This is a genomic window from Listeria sp. LM90SB2, from assembly GCF_028867355.1.
In the GTDB taxonomy this organism is placed as follows: Bacteria; Bacillota; Bacilli; order Lactobacillales; family Listeriaceae; genus Listeria; species Listeria monocytogenes_B.
Genome location: NZ_CP046449.1, coordinates 1,227,374 through 1,247,379, shown reverse-complemented (window position 1 = coordinate 1,247,379; position 20,006 = coordinate 1,227,374). Strand labels below are relative to the sequence as shown.

Annotated in this window: 17 protein-coding genes and 1 other annotated feature; of the genes, 2 read left to right on the top strand and 15 right to left on the bottom strand. The window is 38.2% G+C overall.

Annotated features, from left to right (window positions below; translation table 11 throughout):
- Nucleotides 1-20: 20 nt before the first annotated feature.
- The 8 genes from GL301_RS06220 to GL301_RS06185 form a co-directional block, all read right to left on the bottom strand.
- Complete coding sequence (locus tag GL301_RS06220) at nucleotides 21-695, bottom strand: uracil-DNA glycosylase (protein ID WP_003724752.1); 675 nt, start codon at nucleotides 693-695, stop codon at nucleotides 21-23.
- A gap of 103 nt (nucleotides 696-798) precedes the next feature.
- Complete coding sequence (locus GL301_RS06215) at nucleotides 799-3,999, bottom strand: MMPL family transporter (RefSeq protein ID WP_010958868.1); 3,201 nt, start codon at nucleotides 3,997-3,999, stop codon at nucleotides 799-801.
- 15 nt (nucleotides 4,000-4,014) lie between these two features.
- The gene (locus tag GL301_RS06210) at nucleotides 4,015-4,467 is read right to left on the bottom strand and encodes a MarR family winged helix-turn-helix transcriptional regulator (RefSeq protein ID WP_003724750.1); all 453 of its coding nucleotides are present in this window, start codon (nucleotides 4,465-4,467) and stop codon (nucleotides 4,015-4,017) included.
- A gap of 97 nt (nucleotides 4,468-4,564) precedes the next feature.
- Nucleotides 4,565-7,975: an ABC transporter permease gene (locus tag GL301_RS06205; protein ID WP_010958867.1), complete on the bottom strand. Its 3,411-nt coding sequence runs from the start codon at nucleotides 7,973-7,975 to the stop codon at nucleotides 4,565-4,567.
- A gap of 13 nt (nucleotides 7,976-7,988) precedes the next feature.
- A complete protein-coding gene (locus GL301_RS06200; RefSeq protein ID WP_003721621.1) occupies nucleotides 7,989-8,690 on the bottom strand; it encodes an ABC transporter ATP-binding protein in 702 nt (233 codons plus the stop codon).
- A 160-nt stretch (nucleotides 8,691-8,850) separates the two neighbouring features.
- Nucleotides 8,851-11,259, bottom strand: coding sequence for a phenylalanine--tRNA ligase subunit beta (gene pheT / locus GL301_RS06195; protein ID WP_010958866.1), 2,409 nt, complete (start codon nucleotides 11,257-11,259; stop codon nucleotides 8,851-8,853).
- Nucleotides 11,259-12,311 (bottom strand): phenylalanine--tRNA ligase subunit alpha, encoded by a 1,053-nt coding sequence (gene pheS / locus GL301_RS06190; protein ID WP_003721619.1) that lies wholly within the window; start codon nucleotides 12,309-12,311, stop codon nucleotides 11,259-11,261. The genes pheT and pheS overlap by 1 nt, the downstream gene beginning before the upstream one ends.
- 45 nt (nucleotides 12,312-12,356) lie before the next feature.
- Nucleotides 12,357-12,586, bottom strand: a binding site (T-box leader).
- Between the two features lie 92 nt (nucleotides 12,587-12,678).
- Complete coding sequence (locus GL301_RS06185) at nucleotides 12,679-13,002, bottom strand: winged helix-turn-helix transcriptional regulator (protein ID WP_003721618.1); 324 nt, start codon at nucleotides 13,000-13,002, stop codon at nucleotides 12,679-12,681.
- Nucleotides 13,003-13,158: 156 nt separating this feature from the next.
- Between GL301_RS06185 and GL301_RS06180 the strand changes: the two genes are divergently transcribed.
- Nucleotides 13,159-13,518, top strand: coding sequence for a DUF6054 family protein (locus GL301_RS06180; RefSeq protein WP_003721617.1), 360 nt, complete (start codon nucleotides 13,159-13,161; stop codon nucleotides 13,516-13,518).
- A 44-nt stretch (nucleotides 13,519-13,562) separates the two neighbouring features.
- Here the strand turns inward: GL301_RS06180 and GL301_RS06175 are convergent, their stop codons facing one another.
- The 7 genes from GL301_RS06175 to GL301_RS06145 form a co-directional block, all read right to left on the bottom strand.
- Nucleotides 13,563-14,321, bottom strand: coding sequence for a TrmH family RNA methyltransferase (locus GL301_RS06175; protein ID WP_003721616.1), 759 nt, complete (start codon nucleotides 14,319-14,321; stop codon nucleotides 13,563-13,565).
- Between the two features lie 25 nt (nucleotides 14,322-14,346).
- Nucleotides 14,347-15,426: a M42 family metallopeptidase gene (locus GL301_RS06170; RefSeq protein ID WP_003724747.1), complete on the bottom strand. Its 1,080-nt coding sequence runs from the start codon at nucleotides 15,424-15,426 to the stop codon at nucleotides 14,347-14,349.
- Nucleotides 15,427-15,537: 111 nt separating this feature from the next.
- Nucleotides 15,538-16,551: a glucosaminidase domain-containing protein gene (locus tag GL301_RS06165; RefSeq protein ID WP_003724746.1), complete on the bottom strand. Its 1,014-nt coding sequence runs from the start codon at nucleotides 16,549-16,551 to the stop codon at nucleotides 15,538-15,540.
- Nucleotides 16,552-16,820: 269 nt separating this feature from the next.
- Entirely contained in the window at nucleotides 16,821-17,690 is an 870-nt protein-coding gene (locus tag GL301_RS06160) for a glucosaminidase domain-containing protein (protein ID WP_012681260.1), read from the bottom strand.
- Nucleotides 17,691-18,029: 339 nt separating this feature from the next.
- A complete protein-coding gene (locus tag GL301_RS06155) occupies nucleotides 18,030-18,581 on the bottom strand; it encodes a DUF2812 domain-containing protein (protein WP_003724744.1) in 552 nt (183 codons plus the stop codon).
- 2 nt (nucleotides 18,582-18,583) lie between these two features.
- On the bottom strand, nucleotides 18,584-18,895 hold the full coding sequence (locus tag GL301_RS06150; RefSeq protein WP_003724743.1) for a PadR family transcriptional regulator: 312 nt from the start codon (nucleotides 18,893-18,895) through the stop codon (nucleotides 18,584-18,586).
- Between the two features lie 30 nt (nucleotides 18,896-18,925).
- On the bottom strand, nucleotides 18,926-19,456 hold the full coding sequence (locus tag GL301_RS06145; protein ID WP_003726945.1) for an AAA family ATPase: 531 nt from the start codon (nucleotides 19,454-19,456) through the stop codon (nucleotides 18,926-18,928).
- An 88-nt stretch (nucleotides 19,457-19,544) separates the two neighbouring features.
- Here GL301_RS06145 and GL301_RS06140 point away from each other — a divergent pair, with 88 nt between their 5' ends.
- A complete protein-coding gene (locus GL301_RS06140) occupies nucleotides 19,545-19,994 on the top strand; it encodes a DMT family transporter (protein ID WP_003721609.1) in 450 nt (149 codons plus the stop codon).
- The last annotated feature ends 12 nt before the right edge of the window (nucleotides 19,995-20,006 follow it).

Genomic DNA, 20,006 nt, shown 5'->3' with positions numbered 1-20,006 from the left:
AAATGGCGAGATGTTTTTATTTATATAGAAGGAATTTGCCAATCAATTGGTTTTACACCATTTTGTTCTAAAAATTGATTCGTCTTAGAAAAATGTTTGCATCCCATAAAACCGCGCGATGCTGAGAGTGGACTGGGATGTACGGATGTAAACGCAGTATGTTTCGGATTTGTTAACAATTGCAACTTTTCTTTCGCATTGTTTCCCCATAGTAAAAAGACTACGGGCTCTTCTTTTTGGTTAATGATTTCAATAATGCGGTTTGTTAGTATTTCCCAGCCTTGTCCTCGGTGTGAGTTGGCTTGACCGGCGCGAACAGTTAGAACCGTATTTAATAGTAGCACTCCTTGATCTGCCCACCGTATCAAATAACCATTGTTTGGAATCTCACAATTCAAGTCGTTATGTAATTCCAAATAAATATTCTGCAGTGATGGTGGAATCTGCACTCCTTGTTGAACGGAAAATGAGAGCCCGTGTGCTTGACCTGGTCCATGATATGGGTCTTGACCGAGTATTACCACTTTGACATCCTTACAAGCGGTATATTTTAACGCATTGAAAATGTCGTACATATCCGGAAATACTTTTTTCGTTTGGTATTCTTTTTTTAGGAACTGGCGAAGGGTTAAATAATACGGTTGGTTAAACTCATCTTTTAGTAACTCATCCCAGTCATTTCCGAGTTTTATCATGATTTTTTCCTCCTTCATTCATCTAACTATATCTTAGCAAAATAGTCTTTGGAAGCAAACTAAAAACCGCATCCCCTTTTTTAAAGGAATGCGGTTTATTATGTTATTTTTTCGGTGGTACGTTTTCTTGATGGTCGCCTTTTCTTGTAATAAATGGCCACCAGTTGCCACGTCCGAATAGTTTAACCATTACTGGAACGAAGAGTGGTAAAATAACGACGGCATAGAGTACTAAGCCGATTAAAACGACCGTCGCAATTTCGAGTAAGGAAAGCACGCCAGCTGGCATCATTGCGGCGAATGTTCCACCGAGGATAATGACCGCTGAGAAGATAACGCCACCCATATTTTTCATGGCTTTTATCATTCTATCGCGTACAGAAAGTCCGTTGTATTCGTTAAATCTTGACATCAAGAAGATCGAATAATCGATACCGAGCGCGACGAGTACTACAAATCCGAAGAACGGTGTTGCCCACGTTAGACCACTGTATCCAAGAATTCGCATGAAGATAATTTCTGCGAATCCAAGTGCAGCAAAGTACGTTAATACGAGTGATGCAATCAGATAAATTGGCATTACTAGAGAACGCAAGACGATAACAAGTGTCACGAAAACACTCGCTAGAACGATTACAAGAACCAAATGATAGTCAGCTGTTGACATATCTCTCGTATCGTAATTGGCGCTCGTCATTCCACCTATACCAATTTTCGCATTTTCCAGTTTTGTTCCTTTCATGCTAGCTGAGAGTTGTTCATTAATGTCATCAATTGAATCCATCGCTTCATTGGAATATGGATTTTTCGTCAAAATTACATTAATCGTTGCCAGTTTTCCATCAGAAGAGATGTATTGATCTAATACTTTTTGGAAATCAGCATTTTTTAGTAGGGCATCCGGTACATAAATTCCGGAACTTGCGTAAGGAACTTTTGACCAATCATCGATAAGTCCATTCGCTGTGTTTAGCCCACTTTCTACTTTACCTAGGCCGTCTGCGCCAGAAGTTAAGCCATCTGTTAATTGCCCCATTTGACCGCTAATGCCTGCAAAGCCATCTTTTAGGGCACCTTGTCCAGCAGCGATTTGCGTTAGTGCATTAGAGATTTCCGGCATTTTGGAAACAACTTGTCCTTGACCATCTGCGGCTTGATTGAGACCTTTTTCTAATTGATCAAGTCCTGTTTCGATTTGACCAAGTCCTGTACTAAAAGCGCTAAGTCCATCAGAGACTTGTTTGGACTGCTCGTTTAATTGATTCATCGCTGTTGCGAGTTGTTGAATACCTTGATTTAGTTCTTTCATTTTTGCTTGAAGTGCTGCCATTTGTTGTCCAGCAGAGGTTTTCAGTTCGTTACCAGCTGTTTCTAAGCCTTGAATATCTGCGGCTAGTTTTTGGAAACGAGGGTCATTTCTCACTTCTGGATGCGCTGCTGCGAACGCTTGGAAAGAAGCACCAATTTTTTTGAATTGCTCTTCAAGTTTGGAAGTATCAATTGCTTGAGAGCTAGGGTCTTCAAAGCCTTTTAGTTGGTCAGCTACGTTTTGTAGGTTTTTCTGAATTTCTACGTATCCTGCTTGGATTTGCGCTTCTCCATTTTGTAACGTAGCTAGTTGTGATTTGGCTTCTGCTACGCCTTGTTTTAAATCACCAGCACCAGTTGCTCCGCTTTCAATGCCTGTTTGGATTTGTGCGAGTGCTGTTTGTAGTTGGTTAATTCCTTCTTGTGTTGCGACAGTGCCTTTTTGTAAATCGCTCACTCCTGCAACAGCTTTATCCAAGGCGGGCTCGGATTTTTTGAGTTCTGAACTTGCTGAATCTAGTCCTTTTTTCACTTCCCCTACGCCATCAGTTGCTTGACCAACACCGTCATTTACTTGTCCGGCTTGGTTTTTAATGTAAATGTCATCTACCCGTTTTCCGGCTGGACGTGAGGCACTCATAACCATATCGATGCCTTTTAAATGAGATAAATCATCGGAAATTTTTTCAATTTGCGCGATGTAATCTGTAGTTCGCATATTATCGTCATTTTCGATAAAAATTTGTGTTGGCGCTACTTGGCCTGCTCCGAAACTGTCCGATACGATTTCAAAACCTTTTTTGGAAGGATATTTGTCACTAATTTCGTCTAATGAGTTAAATGATTCTGTTCCTGTATGCAATAAGATTGGCGGCAACGTGATAGCTGCAACGATTAATAAAGCAATCCACGGTCTTGCAAAAGTGAATTTACCAGCAGCGCCCCAAATTTTATTTTCTTTATGGCTAATATTTTTATTTAACGGCCAGAATAAATGGGTTCCGAGTGTGCTCATAAAGAATGGTACGAGCGTGTACAGCGCGGCAAGTAAAACGACAATCCCAACGCCGACTGCTACTGCGGAACGATATAAATCAAATTGTACAAAATATAGCGAAGTAAATGCTACGAGAACAGCTACACCACTATAAATGACTGTTTTTCCTGCTGTACGATACGTTGCATGAACAGCTTCTCGTGGATTGAGACCGGCACCCATTTCTTCTTTAAATCGACTCATTAAGAGAATACAATAGTCTGTCCCAATTCCGAACATAATACAAACCATAAAGATTTGCGTGTATGTAGAGACTGGGAAATTAAAGATATCAATTAAGAATGCTACCGTGCTTTGCGCAACGAGGTAACTAATTCCCACTGTTACAAGTGGAATAAACGGTGCCACTGCTGAGCGGAATACAAGGAATAATACAACTAAAATAAAGACAACGGTGATGCCTTCTGTTTTATGTAAACCGTCTTCAGATCCTTGAACTACATCTTCTTGAATTAGTTTATTACCTGTTAAATACGTATCAACACCTTTTACATCCATTTTCTTATCTAATGCGTTACGTATGCTTTTAACCGAGGCATCCGTATCATCTACGGTTAAACTTGCTACCATTGTTTTACCATCTTTTGATAAGAACTTATCTTTAAGTTCTGGTTGGTTAAAACTAGATAACACGTTTGTTACATGAAGTTCGTCTTTATCTTTTTCGATAGAGTTGAGTGAATCCTGAATATCGTTTAATTCTGTTCCAGTTAACTTATGGTCGGCAGTATAAACAGCGATGTAAGCTGAACCCTTGTCATCTGGATTATGTTTCTTTTGCATTTCCGTTGCTAGTGATGACGGATAGCCATCAGGCAGCTTTAATTCGCCTTTTTCGCGTACAAGATCTGCCATGGGTGGTGCAATAATCATTAGTACGACTGCTGCTGCAAGCCAAAATACTAAAATGGCCCAGCGGAGTTTCATAATCCATTTCATGCCAAATCTCTCCTTTTATTGTCTAGGCTCAACAACCGACTTGGTAATCTTTTGAAATAATTCAAAAAATTGTTCGCTGTCCTTTTCCCCTAGTATTTCGAGCCATTCATTCACGAGTAACTCTAATTGTTTTTCGCATTCTTCGTAAACGTTATTCCCTTTTTCTGAGATAGTTAAAACTACGGCGCGTTTATCTTGTTGGTTTCGTTCTCGTCTAATGTAGCCTTTTTCTTCTAATTTTTTCAGTTTAGGTGTAATAGCGCTCTTATTTACTGCTAAAGTGGCTGCTAGTTCTGTTGCGCTAATACCATCATAGGTAGCAATCTCACGCAAAACAAAAAACTGCTCAATGGAAAGGTCTACAGTACTTGCTGAAATTTCTGAAATAGCTTGATGTATTTGATTCATCGCAAATATGTATGTTTGTTGGTAACTTTTTATCAGTTGTTTTACTTTTTGTCTTTCCAAATAAAGTTCACCCCCTTAACTATTTTTCAGTTTAAGCTTTATTTATTTTTAAGTCAAATGAAAAGAACTTGCCGATAAAAACAAGTTCTTTTCATCATCACTCAACTGATTTCAGTGCTTCAATCATGTCGATTCGTTTTAGTTTAATGTGCATGACAACCATTACAACAGTTGCAAAAACGAGGGTGAGTATGCCGGAAAATAGGTAGCTTGTCCAACTAATTGCCGGACTGAACATCATTTGATCTACCTCTGCTGTGGTGATGATAAACCGGTGCAAGAAGAATCCAAGGACAAATCCAGCCGCAATGCCCATTAAGGTTAAAATAATATTTTCCCGGTAGACATACATAGTCACTTCTTTTGGATAAAACCCGAGTACTTTGATAGTAGAAAGTTCTCGTATCCGTTCTGAAACATTAATATTTGTCAGGTTGTAAAGCACGACAAACGCAAGTAATGCCGCAGACGTAATGAGTACCACGATAACAATATTCAGACTATCCAAAGTTTCATTTAACAATGAACTAACATTATTGGAAAAAGTAACGTTTAAAATGGCTTTACTATCTGTTAATTTTTCCGCAAAATTGCTCTCTACTTTTTCAGAGGTATCTTTTAACATTAATAAGTCTAAATTGTAGGTAGGTTTTTCTTTAAATACTTGTTGATAATATGATTTTGTCATATAAATGTAGTGCATTGCATAGTTTTCAGTAATGGCACTGACTTTTATTTGGAATTTGTCATTCTCAGCGTTTTTGACGGTAATTGTATCGCCTGGTTTTACGTCGAATAATTTAGCTAGTTTTTCCGTAATAATCGCACCATCATCGGTGAGTTTTTCGGTTGTATGACTGGCACGGTCGCGAAGCACAATGTAATCTGGTAATTCATTCAAATTTTTAGGGACAATAATGGATGTAGTTTGAGCTGATTGTCCTGATTTTACGGTCTCAAAATTTGTTTGAGACATAGCTAACTTGCTTTTGATATTGGAGTCATTCATTATTTCATCAAAGGTTTCTTTGGCAGCTGGTGGTGCGCTCATGTCTTGATAAATAGCTGCATCATATTTCATAATTTGGCCATATTGCATTTTGGCGATATCACTAATTGAATTCCGTAATCCAAAACCAGTAAGAATTAATGCGGTACATCCAGCAACTCCTAGAACCGTCATGAGCATTCTTTGTTTGTAACGGAATAAATTTCTCGCAGTCACTTTGCTTGTGAAGTTCATTCGTTTCCAAATAAAACTAATTCGTTCTAAGAAAATCCGTTTGCCAATTTTTGGTGCTTTGGGACGCATTAATGTTGCTGCATTGGCGCGAAGTTCGGCACGACAAGCTACATAAGCAGTAAATGTTGTACAGAATAACGCAACAAATAAGGATAGCAAACTGTAGCTCCAGTAAAAGCCAATATCCACTGGTGGCATTTCATACATCGATTTATAGGCGTTAAAAATGATATTCGGGAAAAACTGGAATCCAATTAATATTCCAAGAACGCTCCCGATTATACTCGCGGTAGAACCATATACGAGGTATTTCAAAATAATGCTACCATTAGAATAACCAAATGCTTTCAACGTTCCAATTTGTGTTCTTTGTTCCTCTACCATCCGCGTCATCGTCGTCAAACAAACGAGCGCAGCGATTAGGAAGAAGAAAATTGGGAATGCGGTTGATAACGAGGTTAAACGATCTGCATTTTCTTTATATTCGCTGTAGCCTGGATTGTCGTTTCGATCAAGGACATAATATTTTGGAAGTTTGAGCGCATCTAGTTTTTCTTGACCGATTTTAACCTCTTTTTCGGCGCTAGCTAGCTTGCCTTCTGCTTTCGCTTTCTCTTTTTCAAACAAAGCGAGATTTTTTTCGTATTCCGCTTGACCTACGTTTAATTTAGCAAGTGCGCTTTGTAGTTCTGTGGAACCTGTTTCTTTTCCATCAGCGAGTTGTTGTTTTGCTTGCGAAATTTTTTCTAAACCTGCTTGATATTTAGCAAGACCTTCTTGGTAGGCAGTTTTTGCTTGTTGAAGTTCTTGTTTTTTTGCAGCTAAAGTTTGTTCGCCTTGTTCTATTTTTTGTTTTTCAGCGTCTAAAGTGGCTCTGGCGGATTGGTATTCATTTTCAGCGTTACCAACTTGCGCAAGTGCCGCGTTTAAGGCTTCCCTAATTTCCGCATCACTAATATTGCCATTTTCATAATCATCTAGTAACTGATTCATCGCATTTTCATATTCAGCGCGCTCTGCACTTGATAAATCAAGTTCTGATGCAAGCATTTGAAATGAATTTGTTAAGCTGTTCCGGTCTAGCTCAAAATCAGTTAAATCTGGTTGTTTTAAAGCATTTTCTAATGTCGACTTAGCACTTCGCAAATAACCATTTGCTGTATTAAGAAGATTATTGGCATCTTCCCAAGCCGCTCTACCTTCTTCTAATTCCATCTCAGCTTGTGAAAGAGCTGTTTCGCCTTGGTCAATCTGTGTTTTTGCGGTATCAAGTTGTTTTTTTGCGCTTCTTAGTTCTGCTTCACCGTTTGCAATCTCTGCTTCGCCATGCTTGATTTTGGCGTCATAGCTTGCTTTGGCAGCATTATATTCAGAAAATCCTTCTTCTAATTGTGCTTTGGCATTTGCAAGTTTAGCTTCATTTTCCTGTAGTTCTGCTTTTCCTTTGTTAATTTCTGCTGTTGCATCGTCTAATTTCTTTTGTTCCTTCGTCTTGATTTTATTTAATCTTTTTTCTGGTTGGTCTGCTAAAGCTTTTTCGACGCTTTTCTTATCTTTTTCTTCGGTGGATACATATTCGTCACTAAAAGCTTGTTTTGCTGCTAAATTGTTAAAAGTAAGATTAGCAATAGTGTATTCTGGTAAATCAAAATCCTGTTCTGGAATCACACCAAAGGCATCTGTTTTTCCTTTTCCAACCGTGCTCGAGCCACGTTCAGATTTCTGGATGTAAGCTGGTGAGCTAACGAAGCCAACTACTTTATAAGTTGATTTTTTTAGCGTGTTAGTTAACTTATTTCCATCACTTTTAACAAAAGTTACTTCGTCGCCGATTTTGACATTTTTATGAACAAGGTCATTGTCATCCAGTGCAATTTCCCCTGATTTTTCTGGTAAACGGCCACTAGCTATCTTGTATTGATTTAAATTATCGCTTTTAGATGTAGAAAATAGTTTCGTTACGATATTTTTATCTTTCATTAAAGTATCTGCTGTATATCCGAGTTCCACTTGTGCGACACCAGATATATCTTCAAGTGCTTCCTTGTCCGTCTCATCTAGTCCATAAGTAGATTGCACGTTAAAATTAGCTAATTCATACTTATTAAAATAATTGTCGGCTGTTAGAAGCATATCGGGTCCAGTTGCTTTAAGTCCGGAGAAAAAAGCAACACCCAACATAATCAGCATAAAAATGGAAATAAAGCGGCTCTTAGAACGCCATATTTCGCGGTAGATATCTTTCCATAAAGCTGAACGTTTCACTGGTTGCTCCTTCCTACCATTCTAAATCATCAATCGACATTGGTTCTGGATTTTCTTTGATGCTGCGAACTTTTGCATTATTAATTTCAATAATTCGATCTGCAATTGGCGTAATCGCTGTGTTATGGGTAATAACAATAACGGTTGTTCCCGTGTTACGGCAAGTTTCTTGTAATAATTTTAAGACTGATTTTCCAGTATCGTAATCAAGTGCCCCGGTTGGCTCATCGCATAAAAGCAGTTTCGGTGCTTTAGCAAGCGCACGTGCTATGGCGACACGCTGTTGTTCCCCGCCAGATAGTTGTGCTGGAAAATTGTCTAATCTGTGACTTAATCCAACTTGAGTTAAAACAGTTTCTGCGTCTAATGCATTTGGCGCAATTTGTGCAGCTAATTCTACGTTCTCTTTAGCAGTCAAATTGGGTACCAAATTGTAAAATTGAAATACAAAGCCGACATCTGTTCGCCGATATTTGGTTAATTGTTTTGCATTATATTGAGCAATATCCTGCCCATCTACCATAATTTTGCCTTCACTTGCACTATCCATTCCACCAAGTATATTAAGTACAGTGGATTTTCCGGCTCCAGAAGGTCCGACTATTACAACAAATTCACCCTTTTTTATCCCGAAAGTGATTTTATCATTTGCCGTGACAACGTTCTCGCCCATTTGATAGTATTTAGATACATCTTTCATTTCTACATAGGTCATTTTTCTCGTCCTTTTTTCTCTGGCATGTGCCATCATTATAACATGTGTTATTTAAGTAAGTGAAGTACTAAAAAAGGAAAGACTTCCACTATTTTATAAAAAACAAAAAAAGAACCAAACTAGTTGAAAATGTTTTCCAGCTAGCCTAGTTCTTCTTCATTTAACGAATAATCGCATGTAGTTTTTCTTGTAATGCTTCTATTACTTTATTGGTTGCTTTTTGTACATCTTCTTCGACTAGTGTTCTTTCGCTATCTAGGAAAGTCAATGTGTATGCGAGCGATTTTTTATTTTCGCCAATACTCTCCCCTTCGAAAATATCAAATAGCTCGATATCGACAAGTAACTTTCCGCCGTGCTCTTGGATTACTTGAGAAATTGTTGCATGGTCGGTATTTTTATCCACAAGCAATGCTAAGTCGCGAGTCATTTCTGGGTAACGTGGGATTGGATGGTACACAACTTTTTCTTTGGTTGCATCTAGTAAAGCAGCTACATTGATTTCAAAGACATATGTTTCTTTTAAATCATAGTTAGCTTCTACCGCTGGGTGAAGTGCTCCAAGATAACCAATTTCTTGTCCTTCTAAAATAAGGCTGGCGGTTCTTCCCGGATGCAGTTCTTCTTTTTCTGTTTGTTTCCAGTGAAGTTCGGATTTGATACCTAATTTGTTCACTAAACCTTCGACAATTCCTTTTAAAACGAAGAAATCTACTGGTTTTGGTGTTTTTTGCCAATCAATCGTATGCCAGTTCCCAGTAATTAGACCTGCCAAATGCTCTTGTTCAATTGGTAAATTGTCCCCTTCTGTTGCGTAGAACACGGTACCCATTTCGTAAAGTGCCACGTCCATATTTTTACGAGCGATGTTATAACTTGCGCTACGAATTAATTGTGGAACGATACTTGTTCTTAAATGGCTATGTTCTTCACTCATTGGCATCGATAATGCAACTGTTTTTTCATCAGAAAGCGCTAGACGAGTTGCATCTTTTTTAGATGTTAAAGAGTAAGTTAATGCTTGGTTAAGTCCTGCTCCTTCTAAATAAGCGCGCATGACACGACGAGCTTTTTGGCTGTCTGATAAGCCGCCTGTTGTGCTTGTCGCAGGAAGTGTTACCGGAATTTCATCGTAACCGTAAATACGAGCTACTTCTTCTAAAATATCTGCTTCAATAGTGATGTCCCAACGTCTTGTCGGCACTTCAATGATTAGAGCATCATTTTTCACTTCTAATACAAAACCTAAACGATCAAAAATTGTTTCGATTTCCGCAAGCGTAATTGCTGTTCCTAAAATGCGGTTAATGCGTGTTAGGCTTGTTTCGATTTTATTTACAGCTTTTTCACGGTTATCTACTTCTACGACACCGCCTACTAGTGTTCCGCCACTTAGTTCAGCGATTAACGCTCCGCCATGTGCAAGTGCTTTTTCTACTTTCCAAGCGTCAGAACCTTTGTCGTAACGGATGCTTGCTTCTGTACGTAGGTATAATTCGCGAGATGCTTTACCGATGGAAGAGCTGCTGAAAATAGCACCTTCTAGCGCTACTGTCGTTGTGTTCTCTGTTACTTCGGAAAATTCTCCACCCATAACGCCAGCGATAGCAATTGGTTCTACGCCATTTGTAATAACTGTATGTCCAGCCTGTAAAGTTCTTTTCTCGCCATCAAGCGTGGTAATCTCTTCTTGTTCTTTTGCAGAACGTACAACGATTTTCTTGCTACCAATTTTATCATAGTCAAAGGAATGCAAAGGTTGTCCGTATAATAAATTGATGTAGTTGGTAACATCGACCACGTTATTATGTGGACGAATGCCAGCTTTCATTAGTTTTGTTTGCAGCCATAGTGGCGATTCTTTGATTTCAATGTTTTCTACCATTTTAATAGCATAGTAAGGTGTTTCGGCTGGATTTTCAACTTCTACAGAAATGAAATCGTCTGCTTTTCCTTTTTCAGATACGTCAGGCTCGGTTGGTTGTGCTGGTTTTTGATGAATAATCGCACCAACCTCGTGAGCTACACCATTCATGCTCAATGCATCTGCGCGGTTTGGTGTGATTGCCATATCCAAAATCGCATCATCTAGTCCAAGTAAAGTGATTGCACTTACACCCGTTTCCACGTGCGCAGGTAATACATAAATTCCTTCTGCGTATGCTTTTGGTACAACTTTGCTTTCAAAGCCAAGTTCAGCCAGGGAGCAAATCATTCCCTCTGACACTTCGCCGCGTAGTTTTGCGCGTTTGATTTTAAGTCCACCTGGAAGTCTTGCGCCAACTTTGGCTACGATTACTTTTTGACCAGCGGCAACGTTTGGAGCTCCGCAAATGATTTGAACAGGTTCTGTTTCGTCTGTTTGAACGAGACATTTATTCAATTTCTCTGCATCGGGGTGGCGTTCGCATGATAAAACTTCGCCGACTACGACATTTTTCAAACTAGCGCTTAATTCTTCTACGCCTTCGATTTCAATACCTGTTCTTGTAATTGCTTCTCCTAGCTCTTCCGCCGTTAACGGGAAGTCTTGGAAAAATTCTTTGACCCAATTATATGAAACTAACATTAGATTTCCCCCGTTTCTGTACTTTGGAATTGCTTCGTAAAGCGTAAATCATTTGTATAAAGGTGGCGAATATCATCCACCGCATATTTCAACATCGCAACCCGTTCAGGTCCTAAGCCGAAAGCAAAACCGCTGTAACGCGTGGAATCAATTCCCGACATTTCAAGCACGTTTGGATGTACCATTCCGCTTCCTAAAATTTCAATCCAACCTGTTCCTTTACAAACGCGGCACCCTTTACCGCCACATTTGAAACAAGAGATATCCATTTCAACGGATGGTTCTGTGAATGGGAAGAAGGATGGACGAAGACGAATTTCACGTTCTTCACCGAACATTGTTTTTGCGAGAACAGTTAATGTTCCTTTTAAGTCAGCAAACGTGATGTTTTCGCCAACAACCAGCCCTTCAATTTGCGTAAATTGGTGGGAGTGAGTTGCATCATCATTGTCGCGGCGGTACACTTTCCCTGGACAGATAACTTTGATTGGTCCTTTAGAGAAGTCATGTTTTTCCATTGTTCTTGCTTGTACAGGTGAAGTTTGGGTACGTAGTAAAGTATTTTCTGTAATATAGAAGCTATCTTGCATATCACGAGCTGGGTGATCTTTTGGTAAATTTAACGCTTCGAAGTTGTAGTAATCTAGTTCTACTTCTGGCCCTTCTGCAATTTCGTAACCCATCCCAATGAACATATCTTCCATTTCTTCAATTACTTGTGTTAGCAAGTGTTTTGTTCCAATACTCGGAGCAGTACCTGGTAATGTAACGTCAATGGTTTCTGATTTTAGTTTTTCATTGATTGCTTCTGTTTCTAAAATTTGTTGTTTGCTTGAAATTGCTTCTGTTAATGCGGTTCTTACTTCATTCGCAAGTGAACCCATTTTTGGTCGTTCTTCTGCGGAAAGTTTCCCCATTTGTTTCATGATTTCGGTCATCGGGCCTTTTTTACCAAGGTATTTTACCCGTAAGTCGTTTAATGTTTTTAAGTCTGATGCTTCGTTAATTTGCGTTTCTGCTTCATTTTTCAGCGTCTGTAACTGTTCTAACATACCGTTCACTCCTTCTTTTTAGACAAAATAAAAAAGCTCTATCCACAAAGGGACGAGACTTCTCGCGGTACCACCCTAATAAGAACAAAAAATTGTTCCCACTCAAAATTCGATAACGGCTTAGTAACCGGACCACCTTCACACATAAAGTGCTTCTCGGGGGGCGACTCCAGAGGTGAAATGTTCACAAATTCGTTTGTAAAGTGGCTTTCAGTCTATGACCACTTCTCCCTATACAGACTCACTATGCTACTTGGCTCTTTCATTGTCTTTAGTTATTTAGATAGTTTCTATTATAGTATGGTTCTAGGAAAGATTCAAGCTAAAAAATAATCTCTCCATATTGGTTGGAGAGATTATTTCTTTTTTAATTAGGTACTTCCACCCATTTATCCGCCCAGCACTGGACTTCAAGCATTACTTCTTGGAGTGCTTTCCCTTTTTCGGTTAATTCATATTCAATGCGTACAGGAGTTTCTGGATAAACTTGTCTTAAGCAAATATCCATTTCCTCAAGTTCCTTCAAACGTTCTGCAAGCACCCGATCACTCATTTGCGGGATCTCAGCGGCGACTTGTTTAAACCTTTTTGGACCAGTCAGTAAGACATTGATGATAAGTCCAGTCCAGCGTTTACCTAGTAATTGGAACGCCGATTCAAACTTCGGACATACTGTATGTGCATCAGTCATAATTCTCACCTCTAACGTTATTGTACCATATCTATCATCAGAAAGTAACTAATAAATATTATGTTGCTTATATTTAGTAAGTTGTGGCCCGATTGACCAAATTCTTCTTCTGTCTTAAACTATATATAAGATAGTTTTATAGAAGGAGGTACTGATATGCCATCCATTCGCTATATTGTTAAAACGGACGTTGCAGAAACTTTCGAAATAATTAAAGCTGGTCAAGTGGGATCGAATATCGTGTTTTCTGAAGTTAGAACTTTTGATTTTGGAGAGCTTGCAACACTTGCTTGCGAAAAGTTTTATTTCCGCTCGTCGAATCGTGCAGCACTTTTTGTTACGATTAATAATTTTCACGGAGAAACAGAAGTAACGATTATCTCCACTGGTAGTTCAAATGGCTTTTTTACTGGAATTGACTGGGGTGCGGCATTTGATTATATGCACAGTGTTGTAGCCGATTTAAAACGCGTTGCTATTCGGGAAGTAGCTATTGAAAAACAAGAAGAAATCTAAAAAAGTGGTGACTAAGTCAAAACAACTTAGCCACCACTTTTTCTTTATTTTCTTAAGCCGTAAAGTAGAATTCCAGCAGCAACTGCGACATTCAATGATTCACTGTCACCATAAATTGGAATATATACTTTTTCAGAAAGACGATCTTGTAATTCAGGAGAAATGCCATTACCTTCATTTCCGACCATCAACGCTAAAGTGTCGCGTTTTGTCATGTCGTTTAATGATTTCGCTTGGTCATCAAGAACTGCGCCAATAACTGGAACGCCCTCTTCTTCTAAATTCGCAATCCAATCAAATAAATCTGCTTGAATAACGGGAATATGGAAATGACTACCTTGCGTACTACGAATTACTTTAGGATTATAAAGATCTGCACTTCCCTTGCCAAGTACGACACAATCATATCCAGCAGCATCAGCCGTACGAATTAACGTACCTACGTTGCCTGGATCTTGCACTGCATCTACTAGCAATAATTTTTTCCCATATAAAAGCATCATATCTGGTTCAGATGTTGCGACTACTGCAAAAACACCTTGCTCTGTCATTGTTTCGCTAATTAAGTGGCTGATTTCTGTACTAATTTCAAATACATCGTAATCGCCTTTTAACCACTCTTCCGGAACAGAAACACCACTTGAAACAAGCAGCTCCAGTACTAAACCATCTTGACGCAATGCTTCTTCCACTAAATGAAAGCCTTCCACCAAATAAGTCCCGGTTTTATCGCGGCCTTTTCTCGTTTGTAGTTTTTTCCATGTTTTGACACGGTCGTTTTTTACTGATTGAATCTGTTCCATAAAAGTTGTCCTCTTTTCTCGAAACTCAACCTAAGCGAATTTCTGTTACTTTTTCTTTATCTAAACGTTTGACTACTTCGGTAATTAGTTTTACTGCATTTTCAAAATCATCACGGTGTAGCATCGAGGAATGAGAATGAATGTAGCGTGTTGCAATGGTAATGGATAGAGACGGGATTCCGTTTCCAGTTAAGTGGATGGAACCTGAGTCTGTACCGCCCATTGGGATTGCTTCAAATTGGTAAGGGATAGATAGTTCATCCGCTACATCTGTGACAAAATCACGAAGTCCGGCATGCGCTACCATAGATGCATCGTAAATGACGATTTGTGGACCCTCACCCATTTTGCTCATTGCTTCTTTGTCTGTAACGCCTGGTGTATCTCCTGCGATACCAACGTCAACGGCAAAACCAATATCTGGTTGAACGAAATGCGCAGCTGTTTTGGCACCACGTAAACCAACTTCTTCTTGAACAGTTCCTACACCGTAAACGATATTTGGATGTTGTTCTTTTTGTAAGTTTTTAAGTACTTCAATCGCAATTGCAAGGCCAATACGGTTATCCCATGCTTTTGCAAGTAAGAATTTTTCGTTTTTCATTACGGTAAAGTCAAAAGCAGGTACAATCATGTCGCCTGGACGAATGCCATAGCTCTCCACTTCAGCTTTATCTACTGCACCGACATCAATAAACATGTCTTTAATATCGAATGATTTTTGGCGTTCTGCTGCTGTCATCACATGTGGTGGTTTAGAACCGATAACACCTGTGATTTCTTCGCCAGAGCGCGTCACGATAGTTACTTTTTGTGCGAGCATTACTTGGGAAACCCAGCCGCCCACAGTTTGAAATTTGATAAAACCTTTATCGTCAATTTGCGTTACCATAAAGCCAACTTCATCTAAATGGCCAGCAATCATAATTTTAGGTCCATCTTCTGCTCCGACTTTTTTTGCAACAGCACTTCCTAAGCCATCTGTTTCAAAACTATCCGCTAGCGGTTCGATGTATTCGCGGAACACATTTCTCACTGCACGTTCGTTACCGGGAATACCTTTTGCATCTGTTAATGCTTTTAACATCTTTAATTGTTCATCCATATAAATAACCCTCCTTATAAACTCCATTTTCATTATAACAGTTTCTTTCTAAAAATCCTTTGAAAACGCAAAAAAAGCCGAGTAATCTATTCAGCTTTTTTTGCAAGGTTATTACCAGATGATGGATTGAACGTTCAGTAAAGGTAAATTAAAGGCAGTTTTCTCTTTGGTATCTGCCTTTGCTAGTTTTGTTTTGTGTAGCTCAGATGTATCGATATCCATATTGATTACTAAACGATTGTTGTCATCTGTTTTTAGTAATGCATCTACTGTTGGCGCATAGTCTTCTAATTGATAGAAGTCTTTAATCGATGTACTTTCAATCCAACCGATGGATTCTCCATTTTGATGGATATGGTACCAAGAAATATTGGAATCTGTTACTTTTACTTCTTGATTAATAGAAACTTGACGGCCAAAGTATTTGGTAGTGCTGACGATAGGTTTCGCACCTTTTGTGCCACCCGGAGCAGACCAAACATAGCAATTATCTTTGACAGCTACTTCTCCAGCAGCCTTAATTGCTTTGTCTGATACACGTTCGCTATAAACGGTATCGTATTTATTTAAATTTGCTTTTTTGATCAGTTCAATTAATTTCGCTGCATACTCTGGATCAGATGAATAGCCTGTTTTTCCAAGGGCAATAGCTGCCTTTTCAAAGTCATATTCTTTGATTAGTCCTCCGTATAAATGAGGGTTCCAAGACGGTCCATTGACAAATAAAAGTGCGTGGTCATTCATTGATTCATACCAACCTGGGTACGCACGGAAAACAGCATCTGTTCCAACCCAAACAACGCCATTATGTTCTTTGGTAGGTAATTTAATAGAAGCTCCTTGATAGGAACCTTTAATTCCGAATAAATTATTGCCATCTTTTGCTAATTTACTTTCGCCCCAATTGGACTCTAGGATTGCTTGCGAAATCGTAATACTAGCTAAAATACCATGTTCTTTTTGCACTTTTTGAGCATGCGGCGCAATCTCATTAATAAACTTCTCTTGCTTGGAAGTCAAGCCGTCCTCTAGACCAGCAGCTTGGGAGTGGATTGGTACTGCAAATAATGTAATTGTAATTCCAAGTCCAATTGTCACCAAATGCTTCTTTGCGAGCTGTAACATAATGATTTATTGCACATCCTTCTTTGATTTATCCTTCCAGCTTTTGAAAAACTGGAAACTAGTGTTCTTTAAAACAACCACTTCATTCTATCAAAACATTCTTGTAATACACATTACTTTTACATTACTTATGTTACAATATACGCTCGTAGCTTTGATATAGCCCTTTCTCAAAGTTCGTATTGATGAAAATAAAAAAGAAAAAGAGCTTAAAAAGGACTTTATGCCTATAAATAAGACAAGTCATTTTGCTCTTTTTCGGTTATTTTTTACTTTTTATCGATTAATTCTTGTTTCACCCAACCAATCGGCTCGGTATCTATTGCAATTTGATACCAAACACCGCTATCGGTCTTTGCTTCACGTAAAAGTTTCAAATCTTCACGTTTATAGTAGTTAATTTCTTCTACTTTTAGCGCGCCGGAAAGTCCATATGGTTTCGTCCAAATTGCGCCAGATACATCTTTTTTCACATTGCCGAAGCCAGTTGATTTTGTATCATAATAGATTTTATCTTCAATTCGGTCGTATAATGCTAAATCATATTTTTCGATAATATTGATTAATTTCTCCGCATAATCTGGGTCAGTTGCATAGCCAGCTGATTGTAATTCTTGCGCGGCTTTTTTATAATCATCTGCAGCAATTACTCCATTATATTTATCTTTATTCCAAGAAGTGCCCTTCAAAAAAAGTTCAGCGTGCGAATCGAGTGACTCATTCCAGTCTTTATATTTTCGGAAATTAGCATTAATTTCAATCCATTTACCATCAACAAATTCTTTCGTTGTCATCGTCACCATTGGTTGTGGCGATTTTCCTTTGACACCAAATAGATTGTTACCTTTTTGCGCTAAACCGCTTTGGCCCCAGTCTGATTCGAGAATGGCTTGAGCGAGTGTAATACTCGTTAAGATACCGTGCTTTTCTTGAATTTCTTGTGCACGTGGCGAAAGTTCATTTAAAAAGTTTTGTTCTTTGGAATGAAATGCTGGATCCGGTTCTGGTGCAGTCATAATTAGGTATTGCTGTCTAACAACTGATGCAATGACACCTACTAGAATTACTAGAAGTAAAATTCCCGCTATTCCAATTAGCCTCTTTTGTTTCTTCTTTTTAGATAATTTCCTATATTTCAGATGTCGTCACGCCTTTCTGTCTACGAATCCCTTGATGGTACTAGAATACGTTACTTTCATTACAATTGCAATCCATCTAGGGGTCTATTTTAGTGAATTTAAGAAATCTTTAACATTTATATGATTCAGCAAAAATATTGATTTATAGCCAATGAATCCGCAAATGATATTAATAATTCTTCGTTTTGTAACATTTGCCATCATTTAGTCATATAAAAATAAAATGATTTATGAAAAATATCATTTACTAAGAAAAAAAGCGTTTTTCTTCTATATATAATAGTAAATCTTATCAAAAAAAGATTACGCAAACTAAGTCGTAATCTTTTTTTGATTATATTAGATAGTTTTTCTTGTAACTAAATGATTTATTTTCCGGGTTAAGTTGAAAAACATTTTACCATATAGTGCAACAAGAATAAGAAAAATAATAAAGATGAATGTAGTAATTCCAATATTGTTTTCCATTTGAAACACGATTAACAATTCAATAAGTAAAAACAAACTCACTATCGCACCAAAAATCGTCCAACGTTTGCGGATATTTTTGTAAAGTTGAATTAGGGAAGTCTCGTCAGTGAAAATAGCTTCCTCTGTTTCTCCAGGAGCTACGGCTTTGCGGAAATACATCCAATTGCCATTTAATACTGGATAGCTAAAAACAGTCTCCCAGCCAGCATCTTCGAAAAGTGTTTTGTAGGCATCTTCGTCTCCTTCATTTTCTTTGAAATCAATCGCATAGCTGTATTTCGCAGGCTCTCCCTGTTTGAAATGATATCTAAAAGATTTATATTTTTGAAAGAACCAACCATTTTGTGCCATTTCATTTAAATAGGCTTCTTCTTTCTCCATATTGTCCACGGTAAAAAACTTAACGACTTTTTTCTCCATTATTAGACCTCCCTTGAGTTTCTATACAATTCTTCGATGCGCGCTTTTTCTAATTGCAAAATATCTGTGCCAATTTCAGTAATTTGATAGATTTTCCGATTACTCTCTTCTTGAATAATTTGGATCAAATTATCTTTGTTCATTTTGGATAAGCTTCCGTAAATAGTCCCGGGACCAAGCTTGATTCGATCATCTGTCATCTTTGCGACGTTTTCGATAATCGCGTAACCGTGCCTTGGTTTGACGAGCGATAGTAATATGTAAAAAGCGGTTTCGGTCATTGGAAGATAGGCTTTCCGTAATTTTTCATTCATAACTATATCGCACCTCGATGTATTTGATGCTTATAATATATCACGGCTCGATATAATTTGCAATACCCCATTTTTTATTTCTTGAAATACCGTTTTTTCTTTGATAATTAGCCATTTTGTTGGATTTTGGGCCATTTTTCTAGCAATTAGTGGTTTTGTTCGTTGGTCAAATAAATCGTCCCAATAAAACATTTTCTTTAACATGTTGAACCGAATTGGGTAATGCGCTGCTTCTAATCGTAGTAATTGTTTAATTTGGCGCTTAATAATTTGGGAGCGGATTTGTTTTTTAGGTAAATCAAGAAAAATAACCACGTCCGCTTGGTTAATGCTCTCGTCCACCCATGCTTCCAAATGAACGCCTTCAATAATCCAGTTTTCTTGTTGAAGAATCTTATTTAATACAGCTATTTTTTCATTGTCGGTTCGTCTTACCTCTGTTTCTTCTCGTTTCCAGACAATGCGATCTGTTTCAAAATAATCGATTTGTTGCCACTCGGAAAGCTTTTTTGCTAGAGTGGTTTTGCCGCTTCCGACGGATCCGATAATACGAATTTTCATAAAAAAACCTCGCTTTAAATTAATTACTATCTTTTTACCCCGCTTTTATTTTATAATTATCTCATTGTGATAAAAGGGAGGGAAATTTTTGATTATATTATTTATTGTATCAGGTTTGTTAGCTGGGATGGTATTACCAGTTCAAACGGCCATCAATACGCGACTTAGTACATATACGAAATCACCGTTTTTAGCTTCGTGGGTTTCTTTTATGGTAGGGACAACTGTTTTACTTATCGTTTGTTTATTTACACAAAAATCATGGCCAATATCTTCAGAAATGATTGCCTCAAATCCTTGGTATATCTGGGTTGGTGGTGGAACATTAGGCGTTATTTTCTTAACGGCCAATATTTTACTTTTACCTCGACTTGGTTCGGCACTTCTTGTGATGATTACGGTTTGTGGACAAATGATTATGGCGATTATTATTGATAACTTTGGTTTATTTCAAGTACCAATGCATGAGATTAATATCGAACGTCTACTTGGCGTTATCTTAATGTTCGGCGGCATTTACTTGATGCAACGCTTTTAAAAGGAGGAGAAA

Excerpts from the sequence above, each read along its gene's own strand:
- GL301_RS06220 (WP_003724752.1), bottom strand. The coding sequence starts at position 695 with ATGATAAAACTCGGAAATGACTGGGATGAGTTACTAAAAGATGAGTTT.
- GL301_RS06215 (WP_010958868.1), bottom strand. The coding sequence starts at position 3,999 with ATGAAATGGATTATGAAACTCCGCTGGGCCATTTTAGTATTTTGGCTT.
- GL301_RS06200 (WP_003721621.1), bottom strand. The coding sequence starts at position 8,690 with ATGACCTATGTAGAAATGAAAGATGTATCTAAATACTATCAAATGGGC.
- pheT (WP_010958866.1), bottom strand. The coding sequence starts at position 11,259 with ATGTTAGTTTCATATAATTGGGTCAAAGAATTTTTCCAAGACTTCCCG.
- pheS (WP_003721619.1), bottom strand. The coding sequence starts at position 12,311 with ATGTTAGAACAGTTACAGACGCTGAAAAATGAAGCAGAAACGCAAATT.
- GL301_RS06185 (WP_003721618.1), bottom strand. The coding sequence starts at position 13,002 with ATGACTGATGCACATACAGTATGTCCGAAGTTTGAATCGGCGTTCCAA.
- GL301_RS06180 (WP_003721617.1), top strand. The coding sequence starts at position 13,159 with ATGCCATCCATTCGCTATATTGTTAAAACGGACGTTGCAGAAACTTTC.
- GL301_RS06175 (WP_003721616.1), bottom strand. The coding sequence starts at position 14,321 with ATGGAACAGATTCAATCAGTAAAAAACGACCGTGTCAAAACATGGAAA.
- GL301_RS06170 (WP_003724747.1), bottom strand. The coding sequence starts at position 15,426 with ATGGATGAACAATTAAAGATGTTAAAAGCATTAACAGATGCAAAAGGT.
- GL301_RS06165 (WP_003724746.1), bottom strand. The coding sequence starts at position 16,551 with ATGTTACAGCTCGCAAAGAAGCATTTGGTGACAATTGGACTTGGAATT.
- GL301_RS06155 (WP_003724744.1), bottom strand. The coding sequence starts at position 18,581 with ATGGAGAAAAAAGTCGTTAAGTTTTTTACCGTGGACAATATGGAGAAA.
- GL301_RS06150 (WP_003724743.1), bottom strand. The coding sequence starts at position 18,895 with ATGAATGAAAAATTACGGAAAGCCTATCTTCCAATGACCGAAACCGCT.
- GL301_RS06145 (WP_003726945.1), bottom strand. The coding sequence starts at position 19,456 with ATGAAAATTCGTATTATCGGATCCGTCGGAAGCGGCAAAACCACTCTA.